The 26,368-nt window shown below is 57.0% G+C and carries 25 protein-coding genes and 1 riboswitch; of the genes, 17 read left to right on the forward strand and 8 right to left on the reverse strand.

The window, feature by feature from the left end:
- Nucleotides 1-188: 188 nt before the first annotated feature.
- On the reverse strand, nt 189-1,007 hold the full coding sequence (locus AB3U87_RS13110; protein WP_394149316.1) for a pyridoxal phosphatase: 819 nt from the start codon (nt 1,005-1,007) through the stop codon (nt 189-191).
- A 149-nt stretch (nt 1,008-1,156) separates the two neighbouring features.
- Here AB3U87_RS13110 and pgl point away from each other — a divergent pair, with 149 nt between their 5' ends.
- Nucleotides 1,157-2,152 (forward strand): 6-phosphogluconolactonase, encoded by a 996-nt coding sequence (pgl, locus tag AB3U87_RS13115; RefSeq protein WP_301251304.1) that lies wholly within the window; start codon nt 1,157-1,159, stop codon nt 2,150-2,152.
- Nucleotides 2,153-2,185: 33 nt separating this feature from the next.
- On the opposite strand, the gene AB3U87_RS13120 is transcribed toward pgl, so the two are convergent.
- From AB3U87_RS13120 to AB3U87_RS13130, 3 genes are read right to left on the reverse strand one after another with little or no spacing between them, the layout of a single operon-like run.
- On the reverse strand, nt 2,186-2,662 hold the full coding sequence (locus AB3U87_RS13120; protein WP_125288857.1) for a kinase inhibitor: 477 nt from the start codon (nt 2,660-2,662) through the stop codon (nt 2,186-2,188).
- Between the two features lie 14 nt (nt 2,663-2,676).
- A complete protein-coding gene (locus tag AB3U87_RS13125) occupies nt 2,677-3,357 on the reverse strand; it encodes a type 1 glutamine amidotransferase domain-containing protein (protein ID WP_394149318.1) in 681 nt (226 codons plus the stop codon).
- A 1-nt stretch (nt 3,358) separates the two neighbouring features.
- Entirely contained in the window at nt 3,359-4,411 is a 1,053-nt protein-coding gene (locus AB3U87_RS13130) for an NADP-dependent oxidoreductase (RefSeq protein ID WP_253454845.1), read from the reverse strand.
- A 657-nt stretch (nt 4,412-5,068) separates the two neighbouring features.
- On the opposite strand from AB3U87_RS13130, the gene AB3U87_RS13135 reads away from it, so the two are divergent.
- The 4 genes from AB3U87_RS13135 (at nt 5,069) to AB3U87_RS13150 (ending at nt 10,051) form a co-directional block, all read left to right on the forward strand.
- Nucleotides 5,069-5,668, forward strand: coding sequence for a fimbrial protein (locus AB3U87_RS13135; RefSeq protein WP_253454844.1), 600 nt, complete (start codon nt 5,069-5,071; stop codon nt 5,666-5,668).
- Between the two features lie 69 nt (nt 5,669-5,737).
- A complete protein-coding gene (locus tag AB3U87_RS13140; protein ID WP_253454843.1) occupies nt 5,738-6,478 on the forward strand; it encodes a fimbrial biogenesis chaperone in 741 nt (246 codons plus the stop codon).
- Nucleotides 6,479-6,501: 23 nt separating this feature from the next.
- Nucleotides 6,502-8,976, forward strand: a complete 2,475-nt coding sequence (locus AB3U87_RS13145; protein ID WP_394149321.1) for a fimbria/pilus outer membrane usher protein — start codon at nt 6,502-6,504, stop codon at nt 8,974-8,976.
- Between the two features lie 37 nt (nt 8,977-9,013).
- Complete coding sequence (locus tag AB3U87_RS13150) at nt 9,014-10,051, forward strand: fimbrial protein (RefSeq protein ID WP_394149323.1); 1,038 nt, start codon at nt 9,014-9,016, stop codon at nt 10,049-10,051.
- Between the two features lie 9 nt (nt 10,052-10,060).
- Here AB3U87_RS13150 and bioA read toward each other — a convergent pair whose 3' ends face one another.
- A complete protein-coding gene (gene bioA, locus AB3U87_RS13155; RefSeq protein WP_253454840.1) occupies nt 10,061-11,350 on the reverse strand; it encodes an adenosylmethionine--8-amino-7-oxononanoate transaminase in 1,290 nt (429 codons plus the stop codon).
- Nucleotides 11,351-11,436: 86 nt separating this feature from the next.
- Between bioA and bioB the strand changes: the two genes are divergently transcribed.
- The 4 genes from bioB to bioD are packed head-to-tail and all read left to right on the forward strand — an operon-like array spanning nt 11,437 to nt 15,026.
- Nucleotides 11,437-12,468, forward strand: coding sequence for a biotin synthase BioB (gene bioB / locus AB3U87_RS13160; protein WP_253454839.1), 1,032 nt, complete (start codon nt 11,437-11,439; stop codon nt 12,466-12,468).
- On the forward strand, nt 12,469-13,623 hold the full coding sequence (gene bioF, locus AB3U87_RS13165) for an 8-amino-7-oxononanoate synthase (RefSeq protein ID WP_301729820.1): 1,155 nt from the start codon (nt 12,469-12,471) through the stop codon (nt 13,621-13,623).
- The gene (gene bioC / locus AB3U87_RS13170; RefSeq protein WP_301729819.1) at nt 13,604-14,362 is read left to right on the forward strand and encodes a malonyl-ACP O-methyltransferase BioC; all 759 of its coding nucleotides are present in this window, start codon (nt 13,604-13,606) and stop codon (nt 14,360-14,362) included. The genes bioF and bioC overlap by 20 nt, the downstream gene beginning before the upstream one ends.
- Complete coding sequence (gene bioD / locus AB3U87_RS13175; RefSeq protein WP_253454836.1) at nt 14,355-15,026, forward strand: dethiobiotin synthase; 672 nt, start codon at nt 14,355-14,357, stop codon at nt 15,024-15,026. Before bioC ends, bioD begins: the two co-directional genes overlap by 8 nt.
- A 35-nt stretch (nt 15,027-15,061) precedes the next feature.
- Here the strand turns inward: bioD and AB3U87_RS13180 are convergent, their stop codons facing one another.
- Nucleotides 15,062-15,778 (reverse strand): ABC transporter ATP-binding protein, encoded by a 717-nt coding sequence (locus AB3U87_RS13180; protein WP_301729818.1) that lies wholly within the window; start codon nt 15,776-15,778, stop codon nt 15,062-15,064.
- A gap of 897 nt (nt 15,779-16,675) precedes the next feature.
- On the opposite strand from AB3U87_RS13180, the gene uvrB reads away from it, so the two are divergent.
- On the forward strand, nt 16,676-18,697 hold the full coding sequence (uvrB, locus tag AB3U87_RS13185) for an excinuclease ABC subunit UvrB (RefSeq protein WP_301251296.1): 2,022 nt from the start codon (nt 16,676-16,678) through the stop codon (nt 18,695-18,697).
- 53 nt (nt 18,698-18,750) lie between these two features.
- On the opposite strand, the gene AB3U87_RS13190 is transcribed toward uvrB, so the two are convergent.
- Complete coding sequence (locus AB3U87_RS13190) at nt 18,751-19,659, reverse strand: gluconeogenesis factor YvcK family protein (RefSeq protein ID WP_301251295.1); 909 nt, start codon at nt 19,657-19,659, stop codon at nt 18,751-18,753.
- A gap of 177 nt (nt 19,660-19,836) precedes the next feature.
- Nucleotides 19,837-19,970: riboswitch (molybdenum cofactor riboswitch) on the forward strand.
- Between AB3U87_RS13190 and moaA the strand changes: the two genes are divergently transcribed.
- The 7 genes from moaA to AB3U87_RS13225 all read left to right on the forward strand — a co-directional run bounded on the left by moaA (nt 19,957) and on the right by AB3U87_RS13225 (nt 24,304).
- On the forward strand, nt 19,957-20,946 hold the full coding sequence (gene moaA / locus AB3U87_RS13195; protein WP_301729924.1) for a GTP 3',8-cyclase MoaA: 990 nt from the start codon (nt 19,957-19,959) through the stop codon (nt 20,944-20,946). Its footprint overlaps the riboswitch before it by 14 nt.
- A gap of 15 nt (nt 20,947-20,961) precedes the next feature.
- Nucleotides 20,962-21,477 (forward strand): molybdenum cofactor biosynthesis protein B, encoded by a 516-nt coding sequence (gene moaB, locus AB3U87_RS13200; protein WP_253454832.1) that lies wholly within the window; start codon nt 20,962-20,964, stop codon nt 21,475-21,477.
- 3 nt (nt 21,478-21,480) lie between these two features.
- Complete coding sequence (moaC, locus tag AB3U87_RS13205; protein WP_253454831.1) at nt 21,481-21,966, forward strand: cyclic pyranopterin monophosphate synthase MoaC; 486 nt, start codon at nt 21,481-21,483, stop codon at nt 21,964-21,966.
- Nucleotides 21,959-22,204: a molybdopterin synthase sulfur carrier subunit gene (moaD, locus tag AB3U87_RS13210; RefSeq protein ID WP_253454830.1), complete on the forward strand. Its 246-nt coding sequence runs from the start codon at nt 21,959-21,961 to the stop codon at nt 22,202-22,204. Before moaC ends, moaD begins: the two co-directional genes overlap by 8 nt.
- Before the next feature lies 1 nt (nt 22,205).
- Complete coding sequence (gene moaE / locus AB3U87_RS13215; protein WP_125288839.1) at nt 22,206-22,658, forward strand: molybdopterin synthase catalytic subunit MoaE; 453 nt, start codon at nt 22,206-22,208, stop codon at nt 22,656-22,658.
- Nucleotides 22,659-22,779: 121 nt separating this feature from the next.
- Nucleotides 22,780-23,868, forward strand: a complete 1,089-nt coding sequence (locus AB3U87_RS13220; RefSeq protein WP_253454829.1) for a DUF1615 domain-containing protein — start codon at nt 22,780-22,782, stop codon at nt 23,866-23,868.
- Nucleotides 23,869-23,977: 109 nt separating this feature from the next.
- On the forward strand, nt 23,978-24,304 hold the full coding sequence (locus tag AB3U87_RS13225) for a helix-turn-helix domain-containing protein (protein ID WP_301251287.1): 327 nt from the start codon (nt 23,978-23,980) through the stop codon (nt 24,302-24,304).
- 50 nt (nt 24,305-24,354) lie between these two features.
- Here AB3U87_RS13225 and AB3U87_RS13230 read toward each other — a convergent pair whose 3' ends face one another.
- Nucleotides 24,355-26,298, reverse strand: a complete 1,944-nt coding sequence (locus AB3U87_RS13230; RefSeq protein ID WP_301729817.1) for a methyl-accepting chemotaxis protein — start codon at nt 26,296-26,298, stop codon at nt 24,355-24,357.
- Between the last annotated feature and the right edge of the window lie 70 nt (nt 26,299-26,368).

Here is a 26,368-nt window from a genome sequence, read left to right on the forward strand (position 1 = left end):
CTGCTGCCGATCGCCTGCCATCGGCAAGGCCGCTACAGCACTTCCTGATAAATAGTCTGTGCGATACCCGGTTCCAGACTGCTGCCGATCGCCTGCCACCGGCAAAGCCGCTACAGCACTTCCTGATAAATAGTCTGTGCGATACCCAGCGCCAGACTGCTGCCGATCGCCTGCCATCGGCAAGGCCGCTACAGCACTTCCTGATAAATAGTCTGTGCGATACCCGGTTCCAGGTTGGTGCCGATTACCCGACGCGCGCGCGCCTTGATGGCGTCGTCAGCGTTGCCCATCGCCACGCCCAGCCCGACGTTTTCCAGCATGCTCAGGTCATTATAGTTATCGCCAAAGGCCAGCACATCGCTCATCCGATAGCCTTCAGATTCAACCCACTCCGCCAGCCGTTTGCCTTTGCTGTTGCCCGCTTTGGCAATATCGACCTGATCGTGCCAGGACCATTCGCAGGCCAGGCCCATTTCCTGCTCCACGCTGTCGGCAAACTGTTGCAGCGCGCGGGTATCGGGATGGGATATGGCAAATTTCCAGATCGATTCCGCTTCTTCTGCCGCCTTGCTCAGGCTCGGCACCTTAATAAACACCGGACGCTGATGTTCCGGCAGCGACAGCCCCCAGTTAATGGTGCGGGTTACATGGCCGGTTTCGGCCTGGTAAAGCATCGCGTTATCAACATACAGCAGGCCATGAATGGCGGCCTCGTCCAGCATCTCAATCACCCGCAGCGCCTGATCCTGCGGCAGCGGATCGGCAGATATCACCTTTTTTGCTTGATAATCATACAAATAGGTGCCATTACAGCAGATTGCAGGTGTGTCGAGCGCCAGCGCCTGATAAAAAGGGTGGATAGCGACGTGATGGCGGCCGGTCACTATCACAATTTTTACGCCAGCCTGCCGGGCCTTTTGCAGCGCTTCCAGCGATTCAGGAAGAATGGTCTTACGCGGCGTCAGCAGCGTACCGTCCAGATCTAAAGCAATAACGCGATAACTCATAAATCGTTCCGAATGTGGTTTGAAAACGAATTTTTGAGTCTACACCCTGTGGCGGCGCTGACAAAATCGTCCGGCACAAATCCGCCTGCGTGGCCTGCGAAAACGCGCTACGCTGAAGCAGACCCGATTGACCTGAAAAAGGAGCATTTATGAAACAAGTCGTTTATACCGCCAGCCCGGAAAGCGGGCAGATCCATGCCTGGCAGCTTGACCCGCAGGGCGCGCTGACGCTGCTGCAGGTGGTCGATCTGCCAGGCCAGGTTCAGCCAATGGTGGTCAGCCCGAATAAAGCTTTTCTGTATGTCGGTATCCGTCCTGATTTCCGCGTTATCGCTTTTCATATCGACAGCGAAGGCAAGCTGACCAAAGCGGCAGAAGCGCCGCTGCCGGGCAGCCCGACCCATATTTCTACCGATCGTCAGGGACGCTTTATTTTTACCGGTTCCTATAACGATGCCTGCGTCAGCGTCACGCCGATCGATGCGCAAGGCCTGCCGGGCGAACCGTTGCAGGTGATTAAAGGGCTGGATGGCTGCCACTCGGCTAACATCGATCTTAAAAACGAAACGCTGTTTGTCCCGGCGCTAAAACAGGATCGCATCTGTCTGTTTGATTTACAGGAAGACGGTCAGCTGCTGCCGCACGCGCAGCCTCAGGTCAATACGGTTGAGGGCGCTGGCCCGCGCCATATGGTGTTTCATCCGAACCAGCAGTACGCCTACTGCGTAAACGAACTGGACAGTACGGTCGACGTCTGGCAGCTGAATAACGCGCATGGCGAAGTCGAACGCGTGCAGAGCCTGGATATGATGCCCGCAGGCTTCAGCGACACGCGCTGGGCGGCGGATATTCGCCTGACCCCGAACGGCCGTCACCTTTACGCCTGCGACCGTACCGCCAGCGTACTGACCACGTTCAGCGTCAGCGAGGACGGCGGACTGTTGACGATTGAGGGCCATCAGCCAACGGAAACGCAGCCGCGCGGCTTTAACATTGACGCCAGCGGCCGCTACCTGATTGCGGCGGGACAGAAGTCGCACCATATTGCAGTCTATAGCATTGCGGAAGAGAGAGGGCTGCTGACGCCGTTGGGACGTTATGCGGTAGGGCAGGGGCCGATGTGGGTGACCATCACGGAAATTTAAAGGACAGGCGGCGATAAGGCCGCCTGTTTTTTATCAGCTGTAGATAGCGGTAAGCGAAGCGCTCGCCAGCTGATGGAAATGCACGTTAAAGCCCAGCATCGCGCCGCTCGCCTGTTCGTCCACCTCCAGCTTTTCCACGTCCAGCGCATAGACGGTGAAAATGTAGCGATGGCTTTCGCCTTTTGGCGGCGCCGCGCCGCCATAGCCCGCTTTGCCGAAATCCGTGCGGGTTTGCACCGCACCGGAAGGCAGTTCGGCCACGCCGGAGCCTGCGCCCTGCGGCAGCACGCGCGTGTCGGCAGGCAGGTTGGCCACGCCCCAGTGCCACCAGCCGGAGCCGGTTGGCGCATCGGGATCAAAACAGGTGACGACAAAACTTTTGGTGCCGGCGGGCACGTCATCCCAGGTCAGATGCGGCGACAGGTTATCGCCTTCGTAGCCCATCCCGTTAAAAACCTGGCGCGCCGGTAGCTTGTCGCCGTCGTTAAAATCCTGACTAAAGAGTTTCATTTCCCCTCCTGGCATTATTGATGAAGCAGTTTCAGCAGCTCCTCGGCTGCGGCGACGGAGGATGCGGGATTCTGGCCGGTCACCAGGTGACCGTCCGTAATGGCGAAACTGCCCCAGTCATGGGTTTTTTCATAGTTGCCGCCCAGCCCTCTCAGCGCATCCTCAACCAGGAAAGGTACCACATTCGTCAGCCCGACGGCGCTTTCTTCACTGTTGCTGAAGCCCGTCACGCGTTTTCCGGCCACCAGCGGCGAACCGTCCGGCTTTTTCGCCCGCTTCAGCACGCCCGGCGCGTGGCAGACCGCGCCGACCGGTTTGCCGTTAGCGTAAAAACTCTCAATCAGTTCAATGCTCTGCCGATCCTCCGCCAGATCCCAGAGCGGGCCGTGGCCGCCGGCATAAAACACCGCGTCGAATTTGCTGCTGTCGATGTTGCCCAGCTGCTGGGTATTGGCCAGCGCCTGCTGAGCGGCAATATCTTTACGGAAGCGTTCGGTATCGGCGGTTTGCGCATCCGGCTCGTCGCTTTTGGGATCCAGCGGCGGGTGTCCGCCAGCGGGCGACGCCAGCACCACGTTGATGCCCGCATCGCGGAAAATGTAATAAGGCGCTGCGAACTCCTCCAGCCAGAAACCGGTTTTTTTGCCGGTTTCGCCAAGTCGGTCATGCGAAGTCAGCACCATTAAAATTTTCATTTCAGGCTCCTGTTGGCGTGTCGCCAGCCACTTTAATCAGCACTTTACCGAAGTTTTTACCTTCGAGCATGCCGATAAAGGTTTCCGGCGCGTTGTCCAGACCCTCTACTATGTCTTCGCGGAAAACAAAACGATCCTCCGCGACCCACTGACTCATTTGCTGGAAAAATTCGTTAAAGCGATGACCGTAATCCTGATTGATAATAAAGCCCTGAACGTGCAGGCGTTTACGCAGGATGGCGCTCTGGAAAAGCGGCAGGCGATTTGGCCCTTCCGGCGCATCCTTGCTGTTGTAGTCGGCGATCAGGCCGCAGACCGGGATACGGCCTTTGGTATTCATCAGCGGCAGGACGGCGTCAAATACCGGGCCGCCGACGCTTTCAAAATAGACGTCGATACCGTCGCGGCAGTAGCGTTTAAGCGATTCTGACAAGTCGCCTGACCGATGGTTGAGGCAGCGGTCAAAGCCCAGCACATCTTCGGCGTAGCGGCATTTTTCTTCGCCACCGGCAATACCCACCACGTAACAGCCTTTCAGCTTCGCTATCTGGCCTACCATAGAGCCGACCGCGCCGGTTGCCGCCGCCACGACCACGGTTTCGCCCGGCTGCGGATTACCAATATCCAACAGGCCCATATAGGCGGTAAAACCGGTCATCCCCAGCATGCCGAGCGCCCACGAAGGGTGTTTCAGCACGGGGCCGCTGAGCTTAAACAGATCTTTGCCGTCCGACAGGGCAAAATCCTGCCAGCCGCTCTGGCTGACTACCCAGTCGCCAGGCTGGTAATCTTCATGATTTGATTGTTCAACGATGGCGACGGTGCCCGCGCCCATGACGTCGTTAACGGCGATCGGCGGCACATAGGAAGGCGCGTCGCTCATCCGGCCACGCATATAAGGATCCAGCGAGAGCCAGATCGTCCGAAGTAGAATCTGGCCTTTCCCTGGCGTTGGTACGTGCTGTGACTCCAGACGAAAGTTAGCTTCAGTCGGTGCGCCATGCGGGCGCGAGGCGAGCACGATACGGCGATTTGTCTGTTTGTCTTGCGGCATGGTTTTTCTCCTTTACAAAATACAACCCGTAAAAAGCGTAGTGCATATGTCTCGTGCTCGCTTTGCTCTGGGCCGTAAAACAGGTAAAACAGCGCCACTGAAATTTAGTGAGGCTTTTTAATCTTTTTCTGCTTGCCTGTGGGTTAAAAACTGGGTGGTGACGCAATCATTATTAACAATTTTTAAAAACTTTATCGCGCAATCAATGTAAAAGCGTTCATATAATTAACGCAAAAATAGAGCTTGTATTGGGATATAAATAGGTTAGTTATTGCGTATTTCCTGATGAAGATGTGCGTTTTATTAACAATGTTTTAATTATTGTCCGGGCGAGAAATTCAGAATTTTAGGTATAAATTATGAATCTTCTGACAAAACTTAGTTTAACTTAAGAGTATTGTTAGTTAATTAATGTATTTATATTTATTTTTATCGTTACCCTTAACATAATTTACTATTTATCTAAACAATAGCTAAGCTTTTTGATGGGACTGTTTAATTAGATTTGTCCTAAAAACTATTTACAAGAAATTAGAAATAGGGCGATAATAAGGCTCGGGGCCTTCTTAAGGAATGCTATATTCCTGAGCTGGAATGTTCTTGATGAATTTATATCTAAAAAGTCAGCCACATAAACATGTGAAGTAGAGGGAATTTATGGAAGAATTTAAAAAATTATTATTAGCTACCGCTATGGCGGGTACCCTTTTTACTGGCAGCGTATATGCAGCAACCGGCACCTCTGTCGCCGGGGGCACTATTACCTTTAACGGCGCGGTCAGCGACACAACCTGTAATGTCACCACGAATAGCGGGTCGGACTTTACCGTTAACGTGTCGCCTGTCACTAAAGAAGACATGGGCACCACGCCAGGCGTGATCGGCAGCAGCGCCACGCCTTTTACGATTACCGTTTCGGGCTGTAGCGGTTTTGATGACGCCAGCACGGCTGCACAGTCGTTGAATATTGTCTTCACCGGCGCCAATGTTTCGGATGATATGAATTACCTGAAAAACGAATCGGGTTCAGCCGAAGGTGTCGGTATCGCCATCACTAAAAACGGTAGCGATCTGGTAAAAATGAACGAGGCTCTGGCAACAGGACTGGCTACAAGCCAATCCGCTGCCAGTGGGAATTACGATACGGCTGCGGCAGGCGACATTAATCTTTACGCGCATTATTACAACTACGGCGGCAGCAACGTTTCTACTGGTTCAGTAGTGACTACCGCAACTTATACGTTCAGCTACGAATAATCTACCTTGCACCCGGACAGGAGAGCGTCGGCTTTCCTGTCTCTTCCGGACGGCATTTCAGGAGTGTTTGTGAAAAAGTTTTTGCTTATTATCGTCTGTTATGTCTTCAGCTGTGCCGCCAGCGCCAATGTTATTATTAATTCAACCCGCGTGATCTTTCCTGCCGACGCTAAAAGTGTTTCAGTGCAGCTAATCAATAAAAGTAAAGAACAGCATCTGGTGCAGGCATGGATAGATGACGGCAGACAAAACGAAAAGCCTGAAAATATCTCAACGCCCTTTATGGTGGTTCCCCCGGTGGTAAAAATTCAGGGTAACGATGGCCAGGTTTTAAGGATTAATCACAACGATCAGGTCAGAACCCTGGCCAAAGATCGCGAGTCTCTGTACTGGCTGAACGTGCTGGATATTCCTCCTGTACCGAAAAAGCTGGATGCGGCGGCTAACTATATGCAGGTCGCTATACGCAGCCGGATAAAAATTTTTTGGCGTCCGACAGGACTAAAGATCTCGCCTGAAAATATTGGTCGGTACCTGAGCCTGAAAAGGAAAAACCAGAATGTCTGCATCAATAATGCATCGCCTTTTTATCTGACTGCCATACAGCTGATGAGATGGGACGGAAAAAGCACGCGCGTTCAGCAAGGAAAAAAACAGGATAATCTGATTAGTAAAACCGTTTCGGTACCGCCTTTTACCTGTCAGCCTCTTGATGCAGGAAAAGTATCCGCTTCAGGCGGCAAGTATCAGCTGACTTATATTGACGACTATGGCAGCAGAGTCCCTGTTACAATTGATTTAGTAAAATAAAAGGAATTATTCAGGAGCAAATAATGAAGGCGACAGTAAATTTGCTTGCCCCAACAGGCTATGGAAAGCTATTTTATCTCACCTGTATTATTCTGAACTGCTCTGTAGTCAACGCGGCTGAAACATTCAATACCAGTTTGATGGTAGGGGATTCTTCTCAGGCTGACTGGAATAATCAGGGACAGACCATTTTATCCGGAGTTTACGATCTGGATATTTATATTAACGGCAGCTGGAGCGGTAATTTTCCGGTGAAAGTGGATTCAGGGGAAGCTTTCTGGCTGTCAGGCGCAACGCTTAAAGCTCTGCCAATTAAATATATTGATAAAAAAGCGATAACTAAAAAAGAGTGGGTACCGGTAGCCGAAATACTTTACGGCGGACAGGCCACGCTTAACAGAGGAATGCTGCGCCTGAATCTGACTATTCCTCAGGCCAGGATAGATAAAAAAGATCGCCGCTGGATCGCGCCGGAACTGTGGGATGCAGGGATTAATGGCGCTTTTACCAATTACAGCCTCAGCTATAATAACCTCCAACAGCATAACAACGATGGCAATGCGGATAACGTTTTCCTTTCGCTCAGCAGCGGCATTAATTTAGCCCACTGGCAGTTGGTCGATAACAGCCAGTTTCAACGTACGCGTAGTCGCCAGGGAGAATGGAATACGCAATCCCGCTATGTCGAACGCGCGCTGCCAGCTATTAATTCGTTATTCAGGATAGGGGACAGCTATACCAATTCGCCCTGGTTCGATAACGTACGTTTTCGCGGCGTCACCTTAAAACAAGACCAGCGCATGTATCCCGATTCTTATCGTACCTATATGCCGGTTATTCGCGGTAACGCCACGGCGAACGCCGTAGTCAGCGTTTATCAAAACGGCAGCGCCATTTATCAAACAAACGTGCCGCCGGGACCTTTTGTTATTGACGATCTTATGCCTGGCGGATCGCGCAGCGATCTCACGGTAGAAGTTGCCAACGCTGGCGGCATCACCGAGCGTTTTACCGTCCCTTACTCTACCGTTTCCGATATGTTGAGAAGCGGCTCGTCAGAGTGGCTGTTAACGGCGGGTAACGTTCAGCTGCATGACGTGGATTTACACCCGGTCTTTGTTCAGGGCAATGGCTCACACGGCATTAATAACTATCTGACGCTCTATAGCGGCGCCACACTAAGCCAGGATTATGCTTCTTTTCTGCTGGGCGGCGCGTTCAGTTTGCCACGGGTCGGGTCGTTTTCAACCAATGTGGACATGGCCCGCGCGCATCTGAACAGTGGGGAATCGATGCAGGGAGAGCGCTGGAAATTAGCTTACAGCCGCTTCTTTATGACCAAAACCAACCTGACGTTGGCGTCTTACTATTACAACACGGCGCGCTATCTTTCCCTGTATGACACGGTACAAACCAATGCGCTAGCGCGTGAGGAGAACGGTAAGCAATACCTGCGAAGCAAACAGAGCTTCAGCGTTAACCTCGATCAGACCCTGCCGCCGGGCTGGGGACGGATTGCGATTGACGGCTTGTGGCGTCAGTACTGGAACAGCGATCGCATGCTAAAGCAATACAGCCTGACCTACAGCAACCTGTACAAAAAAGCGACGTGGAGCCTGGCCTTTCGTCGCAATCACTATGAATATGACGGCAGCGAAGAAGAGCGGCGTTACAGCAGCAAAAGCTACGATGAGCAGCGGATCGACCTGGCTGTTACTATTCCGCTCTCTCTGTCCGGCAACCGCCACAGCGTCACGCTGCGTACCTCGTCGCAGGACGGTAAATATAGCGGTATGGAAGCCGGGGTCAACAGCTCGCTGGAAAGCCTGGACTACAGCCTTAACTTCAGCCATGACCGTACCGGACACAGCGCAAAGTTTGGGGCCTACAGCGCCTGGCGCACGCCTTATGCAAAGTTAACGGGTCAGTACAGCGAGGCGAGCGATTTCCGCCAGCTTGGCATAGGCGCCAGCGGCAGCGCCGTACTCTGGCGCGATGGCGTGTTGGCTTCAGGCAACACGGGCAATACTTTTGTGATCCTGGACGCGCCGGGTATTGCTCAGGCCACGGTCAACGGCAATCCCAATATGAGAACCAACCGCGCAGGCCGGGTTCTGGTGCCTTCCGTCACGCCTTACCGTATGAACACTTATCTGTTGGATAACCCTCGCGGTGAAAGCGAGGGCGAACTGCTGGGCAATATCGGACGCGTGACGCCCTGGGCAGGCAGCATTAACTATGTGCAATATAAAACCGACACGCGTGCCGTGTTTACCTTCAAAGCGCTGTTTGATAACGGGCAGCCTTTGCCTTTTGGGGCCGGCGTCACCGATGCAGAAGGCAACTCGCTGGGCTACGTAGCGCAGGGCAGCCTGATTTATCTCAAAGCGAAGCAGCTTCCCGAATGGCTGCACGTGCAGCTGACGGAAGGGCAGGAAAGTAAAACGTGCCGGATCCATTTAGCCAACGCGGCGCAGACCTCTTTTTGCGTGCGCTAAGCCGAAAAGGCGCCGCATTCGTTTTCAGGGAGTCATCATGAAAAAATACTGGATAGCGTTACTGCTCGGGCTGTGCGCTGTTTCCGCAGGCGTGCAGGCGGGCTGTACCCTTATAAGCGGTTCGACGGTAAAGGCCAACGACAGCCTGAACCTTTCAGGTTTGCTGACCGCGCAGGATAGCCACAGCGAAACCCGAACGGCAACCTGGTCAGTGCCGGTAACATGCTATCTTATTTTCAATAGCAACGCGGTGCACTTTGTCAGCCCGATACAAAATGGCTTTTGGGTGAAGTTTGTTAACGCAGCGGGCACGGCACGCTGGATAAAACTTCAGACCAGTGGATTTATCGAAAAGATAGATTATGAAAACGGCGACAGAACGCTGCAAGGCTCAGATTTTAGCTATCAGCTTACCGCCACCTTACTGGACAGCGATCCGGGCGTAACCGACAGCAAATTTTACAAGGTGACCGACGCCGGGAGCGCGGAGATCGTGACCATGGTGATGCATAACGCCAACTTTATTGGCTCCACGCCTACGGTGGATCAGGCGGCTGAAGTGGCGGCTTCGGGCAACTGGAACAATGATTACCTGGGCTATCAGTCCCTGACGGTGACCTTTAACCCGGCGGAAACCACCTGTGAAATGCCGGATCAGCAGGTGACGCTACCCAGGGTGTCGTTGAATATGCTGCGTAACGGCATTGCCACCGACAGTACCTCTTTTACGCTGCCGATCAGCTGCTCTGCAACCCTGGCGGGTGGCGCTACGCGTTCGGTTAATGCCTGGCTCTATAGCGCCGACCTGGTGGAGAACAGCCAGCAGATTATGCGTAACAGCCGCTCCAGCTCGCAGGGCGTCGGCATCGTCTTGAACGACAGCGCCGGTAAGGCCGTTTCTCTGTCAGGCGGGACGGCGGCAGGTGAAGCCACTTCGCTGCTGTCGATTACCAAAGGCGCCGACATTCATGCCAGCGCCATTAACCTGAACGCTGCCTATAAGGTGTTCGATCCGGCTAATCTCAGTCCAGGGTCGGTCGTTGCCACCGCGACTATTTATTTTGACTATGACTGATCGCCGTCGTCAGGATAAAAACAGCGTGGGGCAGGCAACCGCCGCCGCTATCGCTGTCGTCAGCTTTTGCAGCGCTTCCGGCTCGATAACGTAAGGCGGCATTAAATAGATAAGCCTGCCGAAAGGACGGATCCAGACGCCGCGCTCAACGAAAAAGCGCTGCAGCGCCGCCATATTCACCGGTCGACGAGTTTCGATAACGCCAATCGCACCCAGTACCCTGGCATCCGCCACTTCCGGCTGCGCTTTTAGCGGCAGCAGCGCGGCTTTCAGCTGCGCTTCAATCGCGCTTACCTGCCGCTGCCAGCGATTTTCCTGCAGCATCGCCAGGCTTTCGCTGGCCACCGCGCAGGCCAGCGGATTGCCCATAAACGTCGGGCCGTGCATAAAACAGCCCGCCTCGCCGTTGCTGATGGTATTGGCAACCTCGCGCGTGGTCAGCGTGGCGGAAAGCGTCATGGTGCCGCCGGTCAGCGCTTTGCCAACGCACAGAATATCAGGCGATATCCCGGCGTGATCGCAGGCGAAAAGCTTGCCGGTACGGCCAAAGCCTGTTGCGATTTCATCGGCTATCAGCAGCACGTTGTGGCGATCGCACAGCTCGCGCACGCCTTGCAGATAGCGCGGATGATAGAAGCGCATTCCGCCCGCGCCCTGCACGATGGGTTCCAGGATCACCGCGGCCAGTTCGTGCGCCTGTTCGCCAATCAGACGGGCAAAATCGGCGATATCGCTTTCCTGCCACTCATCGTCGAACCCGCAGCCCGGCGCGGCGGCGAACAGGTGGTTCGGCAGATAGCCCTGATAGAGCGAATGCATGGAGTTCTGCGGATCGCATACCGACATCGCGGCAAAGGTATCGCCGTGATAGCCGTTGCGCAGCGTCAGAAAGCGCTGACGCCTTTCGCCGCGCGCCTGACAATATTGCAGCGCCATTTTCATGGCAACCTCAACGGCTACCGAGCCCGAATCCGCCAGAAAAACGCACTCCAGCCCCTGCGGCGTCATCTCTACCAGACGACGACAGAGCGCCACGGCCGCAGGATGGGTGATCCCGCCAAACATCACGTGCGACATCTGCTCGATCTGCGCGTGCATCGCCTGGTTCAGGCGCGGATGGTTATAGCCGTGGATAGCTGCCCACCAGGAAGACATGCCGTCCACCAGCTCGCGGCCGTCAGCCAGCTGCAGCGAGGTGCCAGAGGCCGCGACCACCGGATACACCGGCAGCGGTTTGCTCATTGACGTGTAGGGATGCCAGATATGGTCGCGGTCAAAAGCGAGGTCGAGAGGGGTCATAAAATACTTGTAAACCAAAATTAAAAAATTTAGTTTACAAGTATAACCGTAAAATGAACATGAGATCTTTTCTTTTGGAGCAAGCAATGGCAAATCGCTGGACAGTCGCCCAGGCCCAGGCCCTTTTCGACAAGCCTTTTCTGGAGCTGATGTTTGAAGCGCAGCAGGTGCATCGTCAACATTTCGATCCGCGTCAGGTGCAGGTCAGCACGCTGCTGTCGATCAAAACCGGCGCCTGTCCGGAAGACTGTAAATATTGTCCGCAGAGCGCCCGCTACAAAACCGGCCTGGAAGCGGAGCGCCTGATGGAAGTGGAAGAGGTGCTGACCTCTGCCCGCAAAGCCAAAGCCGCAGGATCTGACCGCTTCTGCATGGGCGCGGCGTGGAAAAACCCGCACGAACGCGATATGCCTTATCTGGAGCAGATGGTCAAAGGCGTTAAAGCAATGGGGCTGGAAACCTGTATGACGCTGGGCACGCTGAGCGATGAGCAGGCGCAGCGGCTGGCGCACGCCGGGCTGGATTTCTACAACCATAACCTGGATACCTCGCCGGAATTCTACGGCAGCATTATCACCACCCGCAGCTATCAGGAGCGCCTGGACACCCTGGGCAAGGTACGCGACGCGGGCATTAAAGTCTGCTCCGGCGGCATCGTCGGCCTGGGCGAAACCGTTAACGATCGGGCCGGTCTGCTGGTGCAGCTGGCTAACCTGCCGGTGCCGCCGGAAAGCGTGCCGATCAACATGCTGGTCAAGGTCAAAGGCACGCCGCTGGCCGACAACGACGATGTCGATCCTTTCGATTTTATCCGCACCATCGCCGTGGCGCGCATTATGATGCCGACCTCCCACGTGCGTCTTTCCGCCGGCCGCGAGCAGATGAGCGAGCAGACGCAGGCGATGTGCTTTATGGCTGGCGCTAACTCGATTTTCTACGGCTGCAAGCTGCTGACCACGCCGAACCCGGAAGAGGACAAGGATCTGATCCTGTTCCGCAAGCTGGGCCTGAATCCGGCGCACACCACCACGGAAGCGGGCGACAACGAGCAGCAGCAGGCGCTGGCGGGTCAGCTGCTGAATGCCGATACCGACCAGTTCTATAACGCGGCCGTGTAAATGGGCTGGCAACAACGCATCAGCCTGGCGCTTGCGGAGCGCCGGGAGAAGCAGCAGTTTCGCCAGCGCCGCGTCAGCCAGCACGACGACGTGCGCACCCTGTGCGTGAACGACCGTCGCTACCTGAACTTCTCCGCTAATGACTATCTGGGGCTGAGCCGGGATCGGAACGTTATCGCCGCCTGGCAGCAGGGGGCCGAACGCTACGGCGTCGGCGCAGGCGGATCGGGTCACGTTACCGGCTATGGCGCGCCTCATCAGGCGTTTGAGCAGCAGCTGGCCGACTGGCTGGGCTATCCGCGCACGCTGCTGTTTATTTCAGGCTTTGCGGCGAATCAGGCAATCATTGCCGCAATGCTGCAGAAAAACGATCGCATCTTCGCCGATCGCCTGGCGCACGCTTCGCTACTGGAAGCGGCCTCGCTCAGTCCGGCTACGCTGCGCCGCTTTGCGCACAATCAGCCGGAAGCGCTGGCGAAACTCTTCAGCCCTGCCGACGGCGGCGAAACGCTGGTGGTGACGGAAGGCGTTTTCAGCATGGATGGCGACAGCGCGCCGCTGCAAGAGCTGCATCAGCTTACCGCTCTGCACAACGGCTGGCTGCTGGTGGATGATGCGCACGGCATCGGCGTAACGGGCGAGCAGGGGCGCGGCAGCTGCTGGCAGCAGAACGTGCGTCCGGAGCTGCTGATCGTGACTTTCGGCAAGGCATTTGGGCTGAGCGGCGCGGCAGTGCTCTGTAGCGAAGAGACGGCGGACTACCTGTTGCAGTTCGCGCGTCATCTGATCTACAGCACGGCGATGCCGCCCGCGCAGGCTTTCGCGCTCCAGACGGCTTTACGCGCCGTACAGCAGGGCGACGACCTGCGCGCGCGGCTGCAAAAGAATATCCGCCTGTTTCGCGAAGGCGCGGCGGCTGGCGGGCTGGCGATCCTGCCTTCTTCAACGGCCATTCAGCCGCTGCTGGTAGGTGAAGAGCAGGCGGCGCTGCGGCTGGCGGAACGGCTGCGGGAAAGGGGATGCTGGGTAACGGCTATCCGCCCGCCCACCGTGCCGCCGGGAACGGCGAGGCTGCGCATCACGCTGAGCGCGGCGCATCAGGAAGAAGATATTCAACGACTGCTGGAGGCGCTGCATGACGCAAACGGTCAATAAAGCGGCGATCGCCAGAGCCTTCGGCCGGGCGGCGCAGAGCTACAACCGGCACGCGGAGCTGCAGCGGCTGAGCGGCGAAGCACTCTTTTCGCTGGCGCGCGGCCGTGAGCAAAAGCAGGTGCTGGATGCGGGCTGCGGGCCGGGCTGGTTCAGCAAGCGCTGGCGCAGTGCGGGCAACAAGGTCACCGCGCTGGATCTTTCTCCGGCCATGCTGAACGAGGCGCGGCTTGGCGACACGGCCGATGCCTATCAGCTGGGCGATATCGAAGCGCTGCCTTTTACCGATGCCGCTTTCGACGTGTGCTGGAGCAATCTTGCCGTGCAGTGGTGCAGCGACTTACGGCTGGCGCTGGCCGAAATGCGCCGCGTGATCCGGCCTGGCGGCCAGGTGCTGTTTTCAACGCTGGCCGCCGGCTCGCTGAACGAGCTTAACCAGGCCTGGCAGGCGCTGGATCTGCCCGCGCCCGTTAACCGTTTTCTGAGCGAGGCGCAAATAGCGGACGCAGGAAGCTCGCTCGGGCTTCGGCTGGAGGCGCAGACGCAGACGCTGGCTTTCCCGGACGTGCTCGGCGCGCTGCGTTCACTGAAGGGGATCGGCGCCACGCATCTGCATCAGGGCCGCCGTGATGGCCTGCTGAGCCGTCATCATCTGAGTCAGCTGGCGCAGAGCTGGCCGCGCGACGAGCGCGGTTTCCTGCTCAGCTATCATCTGCTGTATGGAGTGATTGATTGTGAGTAGCTGGTTTATTACCGGAACGGATACGGAAGTAGGGAAAACGGTCGCCAGTACCGCGCTGTTGCAGGCTGCCCGCGCCGCCGGATTGCGCAGCGTAGGCTATAAGCCCGTTGCTTCCGGCTGTGAAATGACGGCGGAAGGTATCCGCAACAGCGACGCGCTGGCTTTACAGCGCAACAGCGTGCTGACGCTGCCTTATGAGCAGATCAATCCGCTGGCCTTTCTGGAGCCGACGTCTCCGCATATCGTCAGCGCGGAAGAAGGCAGGCCCATTGAGTTTACTCAGCTTTCGGCTGGCCTGGCGGCATTGCGCGAGCAGGCGGAGTGGGTGCTGACCGAAGGCGCGGGCGGCTGGTTTACGCCGCTTTCAGCCACGACGACCTTCGCGGAGTGGGTGACGCTGGAACAGCTGCCCGTGGTGCTGGTGGTCGGCGTCAAGCTGGGCTGCATCAATCACGCCATGCTGACGGCGCAGGCCGTCACGGCCAGCGGTCTGCGTCTGGCTGGCTGGATAGCCAATACGGTGCAGCCGCCGGGCAGGCGTCATGCGGAATACATGGCGACGCTGCAACAGCGGCTGCCCGCGCCGCTGCTGGGTGAAATCCCTTATCTCACCGACAGCGCCGATTTTGACCGGCTTGGTCACTACGTGCGCCTGCCGGAATAAGGCGATGCCCTCTGGCAGCGCGCCGGAGGGCATGACTAAACGGTAAGCCAGGTGTTGACTATTCTCTCATCCAGCTGCGCCACGCTGCCGTGGGCCACGTTGCGCCCACGATGCAGCAGCAGGAAATAGTCCGCCACTTTACGGATAAAAGAGATCCGCTGCTCAAGCAGCAGAATGGTCAAGCCGAAATCGTGATTCAATCGATGGATCAAATTCCCCATCTCCTCTTCCAGCCAGGGCGACATGCCCTCCGTCGGCTCGTCCAGGATCAGCAGCTTCGGCTGGAGCACCAGCGCTCTGGCCAGCGCCAGCTGCTGCTGCTGATCGAGCGGCAGTTCGCCGCTGCGCCGGTGACGAAGCGAATAAAGCGCGGGAAAAAGATCGAAAACCATCGGCGGAATGGCCGGATGGCGCTGTTGTCCTGCGCCCGCCAGCAGCGCTATCTGCAAGTTATCCTCGACGCTGAGCTGCGAGAAAATATGCCGCCCCTGAGGCACATAGCCGATGCCGAGCGCCGCGCGTTTTTCTACCGGCTGCTGCAGCAGATTTTGCGGCGGCAGATTGCCTTCCTGCCACATAATGGTGCCGCTGTTAATCGGCAGGTGGCCCATAATGCAGTTGACCAGCGTGGTTTTCCCCATTCCCGGCCTTCCCAGCACGCCCGTACAGGTGCCCGGCGGCAGTTCCAGATCCACATCCCATAAAATATGATCCTGCCCGTAAAACTGATTTATCGCATGTAAGCTCAGCATCTGACACTCTCCTCCAGACAGTTTTCGAGCGCGCCTTCGTAGCGTGACGAAGGATTGACCATGGACGCAGCGTCCATGGCTTGGGCTTCTCGCTCTGGTATGTTGAAAGCGTGAGGCGGTCAACAGGAACTGCAATTCGCAGGCCAGGTTTTAAAATGCAGAAAAAAACGACCGGCAAATCAGGAAAGCAGGGCGGGTAATTGGTCAGAAAAGGTTAACAATTGCCCACGGAAATTTCCGACTGCACTTTGATGGTGCCCTAAACCCAACATTTATGGTGCAGGCGCCTGCCTGTAAGGCAGATCGGCCGCCCGACCCGCTGAAAAAAAAGCCTTAATGGGGATAGCCCTGAAGGCAGAAGTATGCTTCAGGTCGGACAAGACCGCGCAGGACAGGTAAAAAATTTAAGGAAAAAATTTTTTTTGCGTACGCGCTCACAGGACGCTGCGTTTTATACACAGCAGACGGGTTGGGCGTTGAAATCAGTTATCCACCATTCCTGTGGATAACCATGTGTATGAATGACTGAAAACCTGTAAAAGGCGAGAGCCGGCGCGGCTTAAGCTTGAGTTGGTGCTAAACTCGGCTGAAATAACATTGCGTTAAATTTCAAGGCGTTAGTGAAAATCAAGCGGGGAAGGATCGCAGCATATTTTGCCCGCGCCATTTTGTCAGGATGTCTTGACAAATGTTAAAGTTTCAGTCCGGCTGGGGATAACCCCTTCACTTTCTTGCCGCTTAAGCATCCGTTCAACGCTGTTGGCCCACACGCGCGCTGCCTTCCCTTTGTTCTAATCGATAACTGGAGATATATCCAGTATTTTTTGCTGGCAAAATCGTCATAGCAGAGTAAAATTACCACCCTGTCCGCGCTTTTCATCATCAGGTAGCCATGCAATGAGCAAAGTCTTTAAACTTAATTCCGCCTTTCAACCTTCCGGCGATCAGCCTGAAGCCATTCGCCGCCTTGAAGAAGGGCTGCAGGATGGACTGGCGCATCAGACGCTGCTCGGCGTAACGGGGTCGGGCAAAACGTTTACCGTTGCCAACGTCATCGCCGATCTCAATCGGCCTACGATGGTGCTGGCGCCGAATAAAACCTTAGCGGCGCAACTTTACGGGGAGATGAAGGAATTCTTTCCGGAAAACGCCGTGGAGTATTTCGTCTCCTACTACGACTACTATCAGCCGGAAGCCTACGTGCCCAGTTCGGATACCTTTATCGAAAAGGACGCCTCCGTTAACGAGCATATTGAACAGATGCGTCTGTCGGCGACCAAAGCGCTGCTGGAGCGTCGGGATGTCATCGTGGTGGCGTCGGTGTCGGCGATTTACGGCCTGGGCGATCCGGATTCCTATCTGAAAATGATGCTGCATTTGACGCGCGGCATGGTTATCGATCAGCGCGCCATTCTGCGGCGTCTGGCGGAGCTGCAATACAGCCGCAACGACCAGGCTTTTCAGCGCGGGACTTTCCGCGTACGCGGCGAAGTGATCGATATCTTCCCGGCGGAATCGGACGACTATGCGCTGCGCGTCGAGCTGTTTGACGAAGAGGTCGAACGGCTGTCGATTTTCGACCCGCTGACGGGCCAGATCACCTCGGTGATCCCGCGCTATACCATCTATCCAAAGACGCACTACGTGACGCCGCGCGAGCGCATCATACAGGCGATGGAAGACATTAAAGTCGAGCTGGCCGATCGCCGTAAAACGCTGCTGGCGAACAATAAGCTGCTGGAAGAACAGCGTATTTCCCAGCGCACGCAGTTCGATTTAGAAATGATGAACGAGCTGGGCTACTGCTCGGGCATTGAGAACTACTCGCGCTACCTTTCCGGCCGTGGGCCTGGCGAGGCGCCGCCGACGCTGTTTGACTATCTGCCGGCGGATGGCCTGTTGGTGATTGACGAATCGCACGTCACCATCCCGCAGATCGGCGGCATGTATCGCGGCGACCGGGCGCGTAAAGAAACGCTGGTGGAGTACGGCTTCCGCCTACCGTCGGCGCTGGATAACCGTCCGATGAAGTTTGAAGAGTTCGAGGCGCTGGCGCCGCAGACCATCTACGTTTCCGCTACGCCAGGCAAGTACGAGCTGGAAAAATCGGGCGGCGAAGTGGTGGATCAGGTGGTGCGTCCGACCGGCCTGTTGGATCCGCTGATCGAAGTGCGTCCGGTCGCTACTCAGGTTGACGATCTGCTGTCGGAAATCCGCAAGCGCGTGGCGATTGACGAGCGTGTGCTGGTGACGGTGCTGACCAAGCGTATGGCGGAAGACCTGACCGAGTACCTCACCGAACACGGCGAGCGGGTGCGCTATCTGCACTCGGATATCGACACCGTAGAGCGTGTGGAGATCATTCGCGACCTCCGCCTCGGCAAGTTTGACGTGCTGGTCGGCATCAACCTGCTGCGTGAGGGTCTGGATATGCCGGAAGTTTCGCTGGTGGCGATCCTGGATGCCGACAAAGAGGGCTTCCTGCGTTCCGAACGCTCGCTGATCCAGACTATCGGTCGCGCCGCGCGTAACGTTAACGGCAAGGCTATTCTCTACGGCGATAAAATTACGCCGTCGATGGAAAGGGCGATTGGCGAAACTGAACGTCGCCGCGAGAAGCAGGAGATCTACAACAAGGAAAAAGGCATTGTGCCGCAGGCGCTCAACAAGAAGATCGCCGACATTCTGGAGCTGGGCCAGGGCATCAACAAAAATAAACCGAAACGCCTTAAATCGCCTCGCGATGTGGTGGAGGACGATGCGGCGGTGGTCGATTTATCGCCAAAAGGGTTGCAGAAGCGTATCCGCGAGCTGGAAACGAAAATGCAGGAGCACGCCAAAAACCTGGAGTTCGAAGAGGCCGCCAACGTACGCGATCAGCTGCATCAGGTACGCGAGCTGTTTATTGCCGCTTCCTGAGACGCGGCACCAGGCCGTCGCCGTCTCGTCCTGGGAGCAAGGGTTTCGGCGCGCTAGCCCAGTCGCTGGATCGCGTGCTCCAGCGCGCTGTGCAGCAGCTGGCGGTCGTGGCGGTATTTGATATCCGCCGCCTCCAGCGGCTCCTGCACGATCAGGCGTTCGCTGACGCCCGTAGTATCCACATGCGGGCCGACCACGACGGCATCAATCACCTTCCTGCCGATATATTTTTCCATGACGGTCAGCTTATCCGCCAGCGTCAGCTGTGCCGCCGCCGGGCTAAGCTCTTTGCCCAGATTACCGATAAACACCATCGGCGCGGGCGTGCGTCTGAGCGCCTGCGCCATATCCGGCAGCAGCAGCACCGGCATCAGGCTGGTATAGAAACTGCCTGGCCCAATCAGGATCAGGTCGGCCTCGTGGATTGCCTCAACCGCTTCTTTGGTCGCGTTGGCTCTGGCCGAAAGCAGCAGCTCGCGCGGCGGCATGGCAAGCTTGTCGATCGCCGTTTCGCCGTAAACCTGCTGACCCCGATCGTCAAGGGCTATCAGGTCGACCGGCTGTTCGGACATGGGGATCAGAAAAGCATCCACCTTCAGCAAACTGCGGATCAGATTGATCGCCTCGATCGGCCGCACGCTCAGGTGATCCAGCGCTTTCAGCATCAGATTACCCAGGTTATGTCCGGCCAGCTCGCCCTGGCCACCGAAGCGATACTCGAACATGGCGGAGGCCACGCTGGGTTCGGTAATCAGCTGGTTCAGGCAGTTGCGCATATCACCCCAGGCGATGCCGCCTTCCGCATGACGAATACGTCCCGTGGAGCCGCCGTTATCGGTGGTCGTGACAATGCCGGTCAGGCGTGAGCCGAGCGACGACAGCGCGGATAAAACACGGCCCAGGCCATGCCCGCCGCCAAGCGCCACGACGCGATCGAGATCGGCCAGAGTACGGTTACGCATAAAATTCCTTCAATATGTTAACAGTGCAGCCAGCCTGTCAGTGGTTTTTGCCTTATTTTACGCTAAGGTGCCGTAAAACGGCGGTAAAAAAACGTTATATATCAAAATACATAGCGAAATTCCTTACTGGCAACCGCGCTTCGTTAGCAGTAGACTTTTACTACCATGGCTTACCATACCGGTAAGTCACACTTAGCCCTGGCGCCTAAGTCTTCGGATAGGGTGCTTTGGCCGCAACTTTACGTTGCCAGGGTGCAGAAAGAAATGCCTGCATCTCCCGATATTTGGAAAGGTGTTCTGGTGTCACAATTTACTGATAATTTCGACCGCAGCTTTTACTATCTGCGCCTGTCGATCACGGACGTTTGTAATTTCCGCTGTACCTATTGCCTGCCGGATGGCTACAAGCCGCAGGGCATCACCAACAAAAGCTTCCTCTCGCTGGATGAAATCCGGCGCGTCACCCGTGCCTTTGCGGCGGCGGGCACGGAAAAGGTGCGCCTGACGGGCGGTGAACCTTCGCTGCGTCGCGATTTTACCGACATTATCGCTGCGGTGCGCGAAAACAGCGCTATTCGTCAGCTGGCGGTCACCACTAACGGCTACCGGCTGGCGCGTGACGTGGCGTCCTGGCGTGAAGCGGGGCTGACGGCGCTGAACGTCAGCATCGACAGCCTTGATGCCCGTCAGTTTCACGCTATCACCGGTCAGGACAAATTCCATCAGGTCATGGCGGGTATTGACGCGGCCTTTGACGCAGGCTTCAGCAAGGTCAAAGTCAACACCGTGCTGATGCGCGACGTTAACCATCACAGCCTGCAAACCTTCCTTGACTGGATCCGCGACCGGCCAATCCAGCTACGCTTTATTGAGCTGATGGAAACCGGCGAAGGCGGCGATCTGTTCCGTAATCACCACGTATCAGGCGAGGTGATCCGCGACCAGCTGCTCCAGCAGGGCTGGGTTCGCCAGCTACGCGGGCGCAGCGACGGCCCGGCGCAGGTGTTCTGCCATCCGGACTATGCCGGTGAAATCGGCCTGATCATGCCCTACGAGAAAAATTTCTGCGCCAGCTGTAACCGCCTGCGCGTGTCGGCCGTCGGCAAGCTGCACCTCTGTCTGTTTGGCGATGGTGGCGTGTCGCTGCGCGATCTGCTGCAAAGCGACGATCAGCAGGCAGAGTTGCAGGCGCGCATTGCCGCCAGCCTGAAAACCAAAAAGCAGACGCATTTTCTGCATCAGGGCAACACCGGCATCACGCAGAATCTCTCTTTTATCGGCGGCTAACGCATGGAGTCTACAATGGCAAAATCGACGGCGGAATTTATCCCGCTTAACGTGGCGGTGTTGACCGTCTCCGACAGCCGCGACGCGGCGGAAGATACCTCGGGCGACTATCTGCGTGAAGCGCTGGCGGAAGCCGGGCATCAGGTGCTGGATCACGCGCTGGTGAAAGACAACCGCTACCGCATTCGCGCCGTGGTCTCCAGCTGGATCGCCAGCGCGGATGTCCAGGTGGTGATCGTGAACGGCGGGACGGGCTTTAACAGCAAAAACAGCACGCCGGAAGCGCTGCTGCCGCTGTTCGATCGTGAAATCGACGGCTTTGGCGAGCTGTTCCGCATGGTTTCCTGGGAAGATGTCGGCAGCGCGACCATTCAGTCGCGCGCCGTCGCGGGCATGGCCAACCAGACGGTGATTTTTGCCGTTCCCGGCTCCACGCGCGCCTGTCAAAGCGCCTGGGAAAGCATTATCCGCGATCAGCTCGACGCCCGCACTCGTCCCTGTAATTTTGTCTCGCACCTGAAGAAGCCCTGAACTATGTCCCAACTGACCCATATTAACGCCTCCGGCGAGGCGCACATGGTGGATGTCTCCGCCAAAAACGACACCGTACGTGAAGCGCGTGCGGAAGCCTTTGTGGTGATGCATCCCGATACGCTCCAGATGATCCTGGACGGCAGCCATCACAAGGGCGATGTCTTCGCCACGGCGCGCATTGCGGGTATTCAGGCCGCCAAGCGTACCTGGGAGCTGATCCCGCTGTGCCATCCGCTGCTGCTAAGCAAGGTCGAAGTGACGCTGAGCGCCGATACCGCCAACAGCCGCGTGCGTATCGAATCGCTGTGCCGTCTGACCGGCAAAACCGGCGTAGAGATGGAGGCGCTGACGGCGGCCTCGGTGGCCGCGCTGACCATTTACGACATGTGCAAAGCGGTGCAGAAAGATATCAGCATTGAACAGTGCCGACTGCTGAGCAAAAGCGGCGGCAAATCCGGCGATTTTAAGGCGGATAAGCATGATTAACGTCCTTTTTTTTGCGCAGGTGCGCGAGCTGGTCGGCACCGACAGCATCAGCGTTACCGAAGACTACGCCACCGTGGAAGCGCTGCGTGCGGCACTGGCGCAGCGAGGCGATCGCTGGTCGCTGGCGCTCTCGTCAGACAAGCTGCTGGCGGCGGTCAATCAGACTTTGGTTTCCGCCCAGCATCCGCTGAAAGCGGGCGACGAGGTCGCGTTTTTCCCACCGGTAACCGGAGGCTAAAATGGAAACCCGGATCAGAGTAGGGCAGGCGCCGTTTGAGATGGCCGAAGAGTACCGCTGGCTGGCCGCCTGTGATGAAGATGGCGCGGTGGTGACCTTTACCGGCAAAGTGCGCAATCACAACCTGGGCGATAACGTTTCTGCGCTGACGCTGGAGCATTATCCGGGGATGACCGAAAAGGCGCTGGCGGAGATTGTGGCCGAAGCGCGCGAACGCTGGCCGATGCAGCGCGTGACGGTGATCCATCGTATCGGCGAGCTGTTTCCCGGCGATGAAATCGTGCTGGTTGGCGTCAGCGGCGCACATCGAGGCGCGGCTTTTGCGGCGGCGGAATTTATTATGGATTATCTGAAAACCCGCGCGCCGTTCTGGAAAAGAGAAGCCACGCCGGAAGGCGAGCGCTGGGTTGATGCCCGCGACAGCGATAAAGAAGCCGCCTCGCGCTGGGCATAGCGGTTCTTTGCCGCCGGTCGGCAAGGGCGGGCCGTTCCGGGGCTGTTTTAGCCCGCTCTGATGGATTAATCATGTTTCGCTGTGTAACCTTGAGGTAAATTTTTTTTACACAGGGAAAGTCATGGTTTACTCCGCCGTTAAACGTCTGTCGCTGCTGGCCTTGCTGGTGCTGGCAGGCTGTAGCACTCAGCCTGAAAAGAAGCTGCCCGAGCGGCGCCCGGCCGATGTAAAAGCGCAGATCACCCGGCTGCTGCCGTCCAAAGTCAGCGATCGTCAGGGCTGGACCGACGACATCTTCGCCGCGTTCACCAGCCAGAAGCTCGATCCTTCCGTCAGCAACGTCTGCGCCGTTATTGCCGTCGCCGATCAGGAAACCACCTTTAATGCTAACGCCAGCGTGCCGGGCCTGCCGAAAATCGCCTGGGGCGAGATCGACCGCCGCGCGGGCAAGCTGCATATTCCCTCCTTCGTGGTGCGTACCGCGCTGCGGATCAAATCGCCGAACGGCGAGAGCTATACCGACAGGCTGGACAAGGTGCGCAGCGAAAAAGAGCTGAGCGCCATTTTTGATGATTTTATCAATATGGTGCCGATGGGGCAGACGCTGTTTGGCAACCTCAACCCTATCCACACCGGCGGCCCGATGCAGGTCAGCATTGCCTTTGCCGAGGCCCATGCCGATGGCTACCCTTACCCAATCGATGGCACTATTCGTCGGGAAGTGTTCAGCCGTCGCGGCGGCGTCTGGTTCGGCACCCGCCATCTGCTTGGCTATCCGGCTAACTACAGCAAAACGCTTTACCGCTTCGCGGATTTTAACGCGGGCTGGTATGCCAGCCGCAACGCGGCGTTTCAGGCTGCCGTGGCGCGGCTTAGCGGCATTAAACTGGCGCTGGACGGCGATTTGATCCAGTACGGTTCGGATGCGGCCGGCTCCACCGAGCTGGCGGTACGGGCGTTGCACTTAGGGTTAAGCGACGGCGCCATCCGCAGCGCGCTGGAGAAAGGCGAAACGCTGGCGTTTGAAAAAACCGACTTATGGCAGCAGGTGTTTGCCCGGGCGGATAAAAATGCCGGCAGGCGTCAGCCGCGCGAGATGCTGCCCGGTATTAAGCTGGAAAGCCCGAAAATCACCCGCAGTCTGACTACCGCATGGTTCGCGCAGCGCGTGGACGGACGTTATCAAAGCTGTCTGGGACGGGCAAACTAAGTCGATCTGGTGAAATATTGCGCTTTGCTACTGTCCTTAGTACGGTAGCATAAGCGCTGTCAGAGGCAGGAAGCACTGACCGCAGGAAAAATGCGAGAGGTTAAATTTGATGGTTGACCATTTAAAGGACTTACAGGAAATCGCCCACGACTTTCATGAAGTCGGCGGCGTTTCTGCTGAAACCGTGCACTACATTGATGCCCGTGTTCGATTGCAGGAGCTACGCCAGCGTCTTCCGGCGGTGCAGGATATGCCCGGCCAGGCGATACGGCAGCTGCGCGAGCGTTTCGATCTCAGCCAGGCGATGCTGGCCGAATACGTCAATATGTCGGTGGTAACCATTTCCAAATGGGAGCGGGGCGAAAAGAAACCTAACGGCGCGGCGTTAAGGGTACTGAATACGCTGGCGCGCAAAGGCCCGGATGCTTTTGCCTGACGTTATCCTGAGCGATTAAGGCAGCCTCACTAAGAGGCTGCCATCTTCCGTTATGCCGATTCCAGCCTGAAAATTTGTACCGTTTGCGCCAGCTGTTTCGCCTGATCTTCCAGCGAAGCGGCGGCGGCGGACATTTGCTGAACCAGCGCGGAGTTCTGCTGCGTCGCGCCGTCCATCTGGTTGACGGCCACCGTCACCTGGCCAATGCCCTGCGACTGCTCGTCGGAAGCGTGCACGATCTCGCCGATAATCGTCTTCACGGAATTCACGGCGGTATTCATCTCCTGCATGGTTCTGCCCGCGTCCTGCACCAGCGAAACCCCGGTATTCACGCGCTGCGTTGATTCGCCAATCAGCGCCGAGATGTCTTTTACCGCGTTGGCGCTGCGCTGCGCCAGACTGCGTACTTCCGACGCCACCACGGCGAAACCACGGCCCTGTTCGCCAGCCCGAGCGGCTTCCACCGCGGCGTTAAGCGCCAGAATATTGGTCTGGAAAGCAATGCCGTTAATGATGCTGGTGATCGCACCGATTTTCTGCGAGCTTTCGTCAATCTGCTGCATGATTTCCACCACCTGCTGCACCAGCTGCTCGCCTCGCTGTGCGATAGCGGTGGCGTTATCGGTCAGCTCGGTGGCGCTGTGCGCGTTATCGGCATTGTGCTTCACCGTGGCGGTAAGCTGTTCCATGCTGGCGGCGGTCTCTTCCAGCGCGGCGGCCTGCTGTTCGGTACGTGATGCCAGATCGAGGTTGCCGGAAGCGATCTCTTCTGCGCCCTGGCGGACGGAATCGCTGGCGGAAATGATCTCGCCAACCATCGTGCGCAGCTGCTGCTGCATGGTCTGCATGGCGAAGAAAATGCTTTGCCTGTCCTGCGCACCAACCGGAATATCCGCGCTGAGGTTGCCTTCCGCCACGCCAAGCGCGATTTCTGCGGCCTGAGAGGGTTCGCCGCCCACCGGCCGGGAGATTTTTCGGCTGAACAGCACACCCAGCACGGCGCAGACAATCACAATGCTCAGCACCATCATAATCAGCGCATGGATCAGCTGACGGTTGGCCTCAGCCATTACCGCACTGACCGGCGCCACCACGCCCAGATACCAGGGCTGCTGGCTGTTGCCGATGGTCACAGGGCGCCAGGTTTCCAGCACATCCTCGCCCAGCACGCGGTCAAAATGCTGCACCACATCCTGGGTAAAGCCGTTGGTTTCGCCTTTATACGCCTTGCCCGCTTCCGCTTTGTCAGGGCTGGACACCACCAGGCCTTTGTTGGAAAGCAGCAGCGCATAGCCGGTGCCGCTCCAGGGCTTCACCGCGCCCACGCTTTTTTGCAGCGAGGCGAGCGAGATATCGGACGTGGCGACCGCTTTCAGCTGGCCGTTATCCATAATCACCGCCGCCACCGAGGTCAGCAGCGTCGGCACGCCGTTATAGGCGTAGCTGTAAGGTTCAATCAATACATCCTTTTGCAGCTTTTGCGGGATCAGATAGTAGTCGCCCTGGCCGGGCGTGAAGATGGATTCCAGATTATGCATGGCGAAATTGCCCGCGCTGTCGCGATCGACAAAGCGCGCGAAACGTCCCTGCGGCGGCGTACCGGGCTGGGCGGCGAATTCCGCATCTTTGCCGTCAAAGGCATTGGCTTCAAAGGTGATCGACAGCGACAGATAGTCCGGATTCTGCTTCATGGCTGCCTTCATTAACTCTTCCGCGACTTTGCGGTCGGGCACGCCAGCGGCGGGCAGGGCGAGAATGCTCTGGCCCATATCTCTGGCTACCGTGCGGGCGTAATCAAGGCTTTGCTGCACGCTGAGCGCGTTGCTTTGGGCAATTTGTCCCAGATACTGCTCGGCGATTTTGCGCTGCTGCTGGCTGGACTGCCAGCTGAGCAGACCAATAGTGATGGTAAAACCGAGCGTGATAGTTAATGCGCCGGTCAGGAGCATCATGGTGCGCGTGCTCATTTTTCGCTTCTGGTGTGGCTTGTTCATCAGGAACCCCTGGAGTGAATTAAATTGTTCTCAGACTTCCCGGTAAGCGTTCTCCCTGTGTTCACTCTAT

This window comes from Erwinia plantamica, from assembly GCF_043420595.1.
In the GTDB taxonomy this organism is placed as follows: Bacteria; Pseudomonadota; Gammaproteobacteria; order Enterobacterales; family Enterobacteriaceae; genus Erwinia; species Erwinia aeris.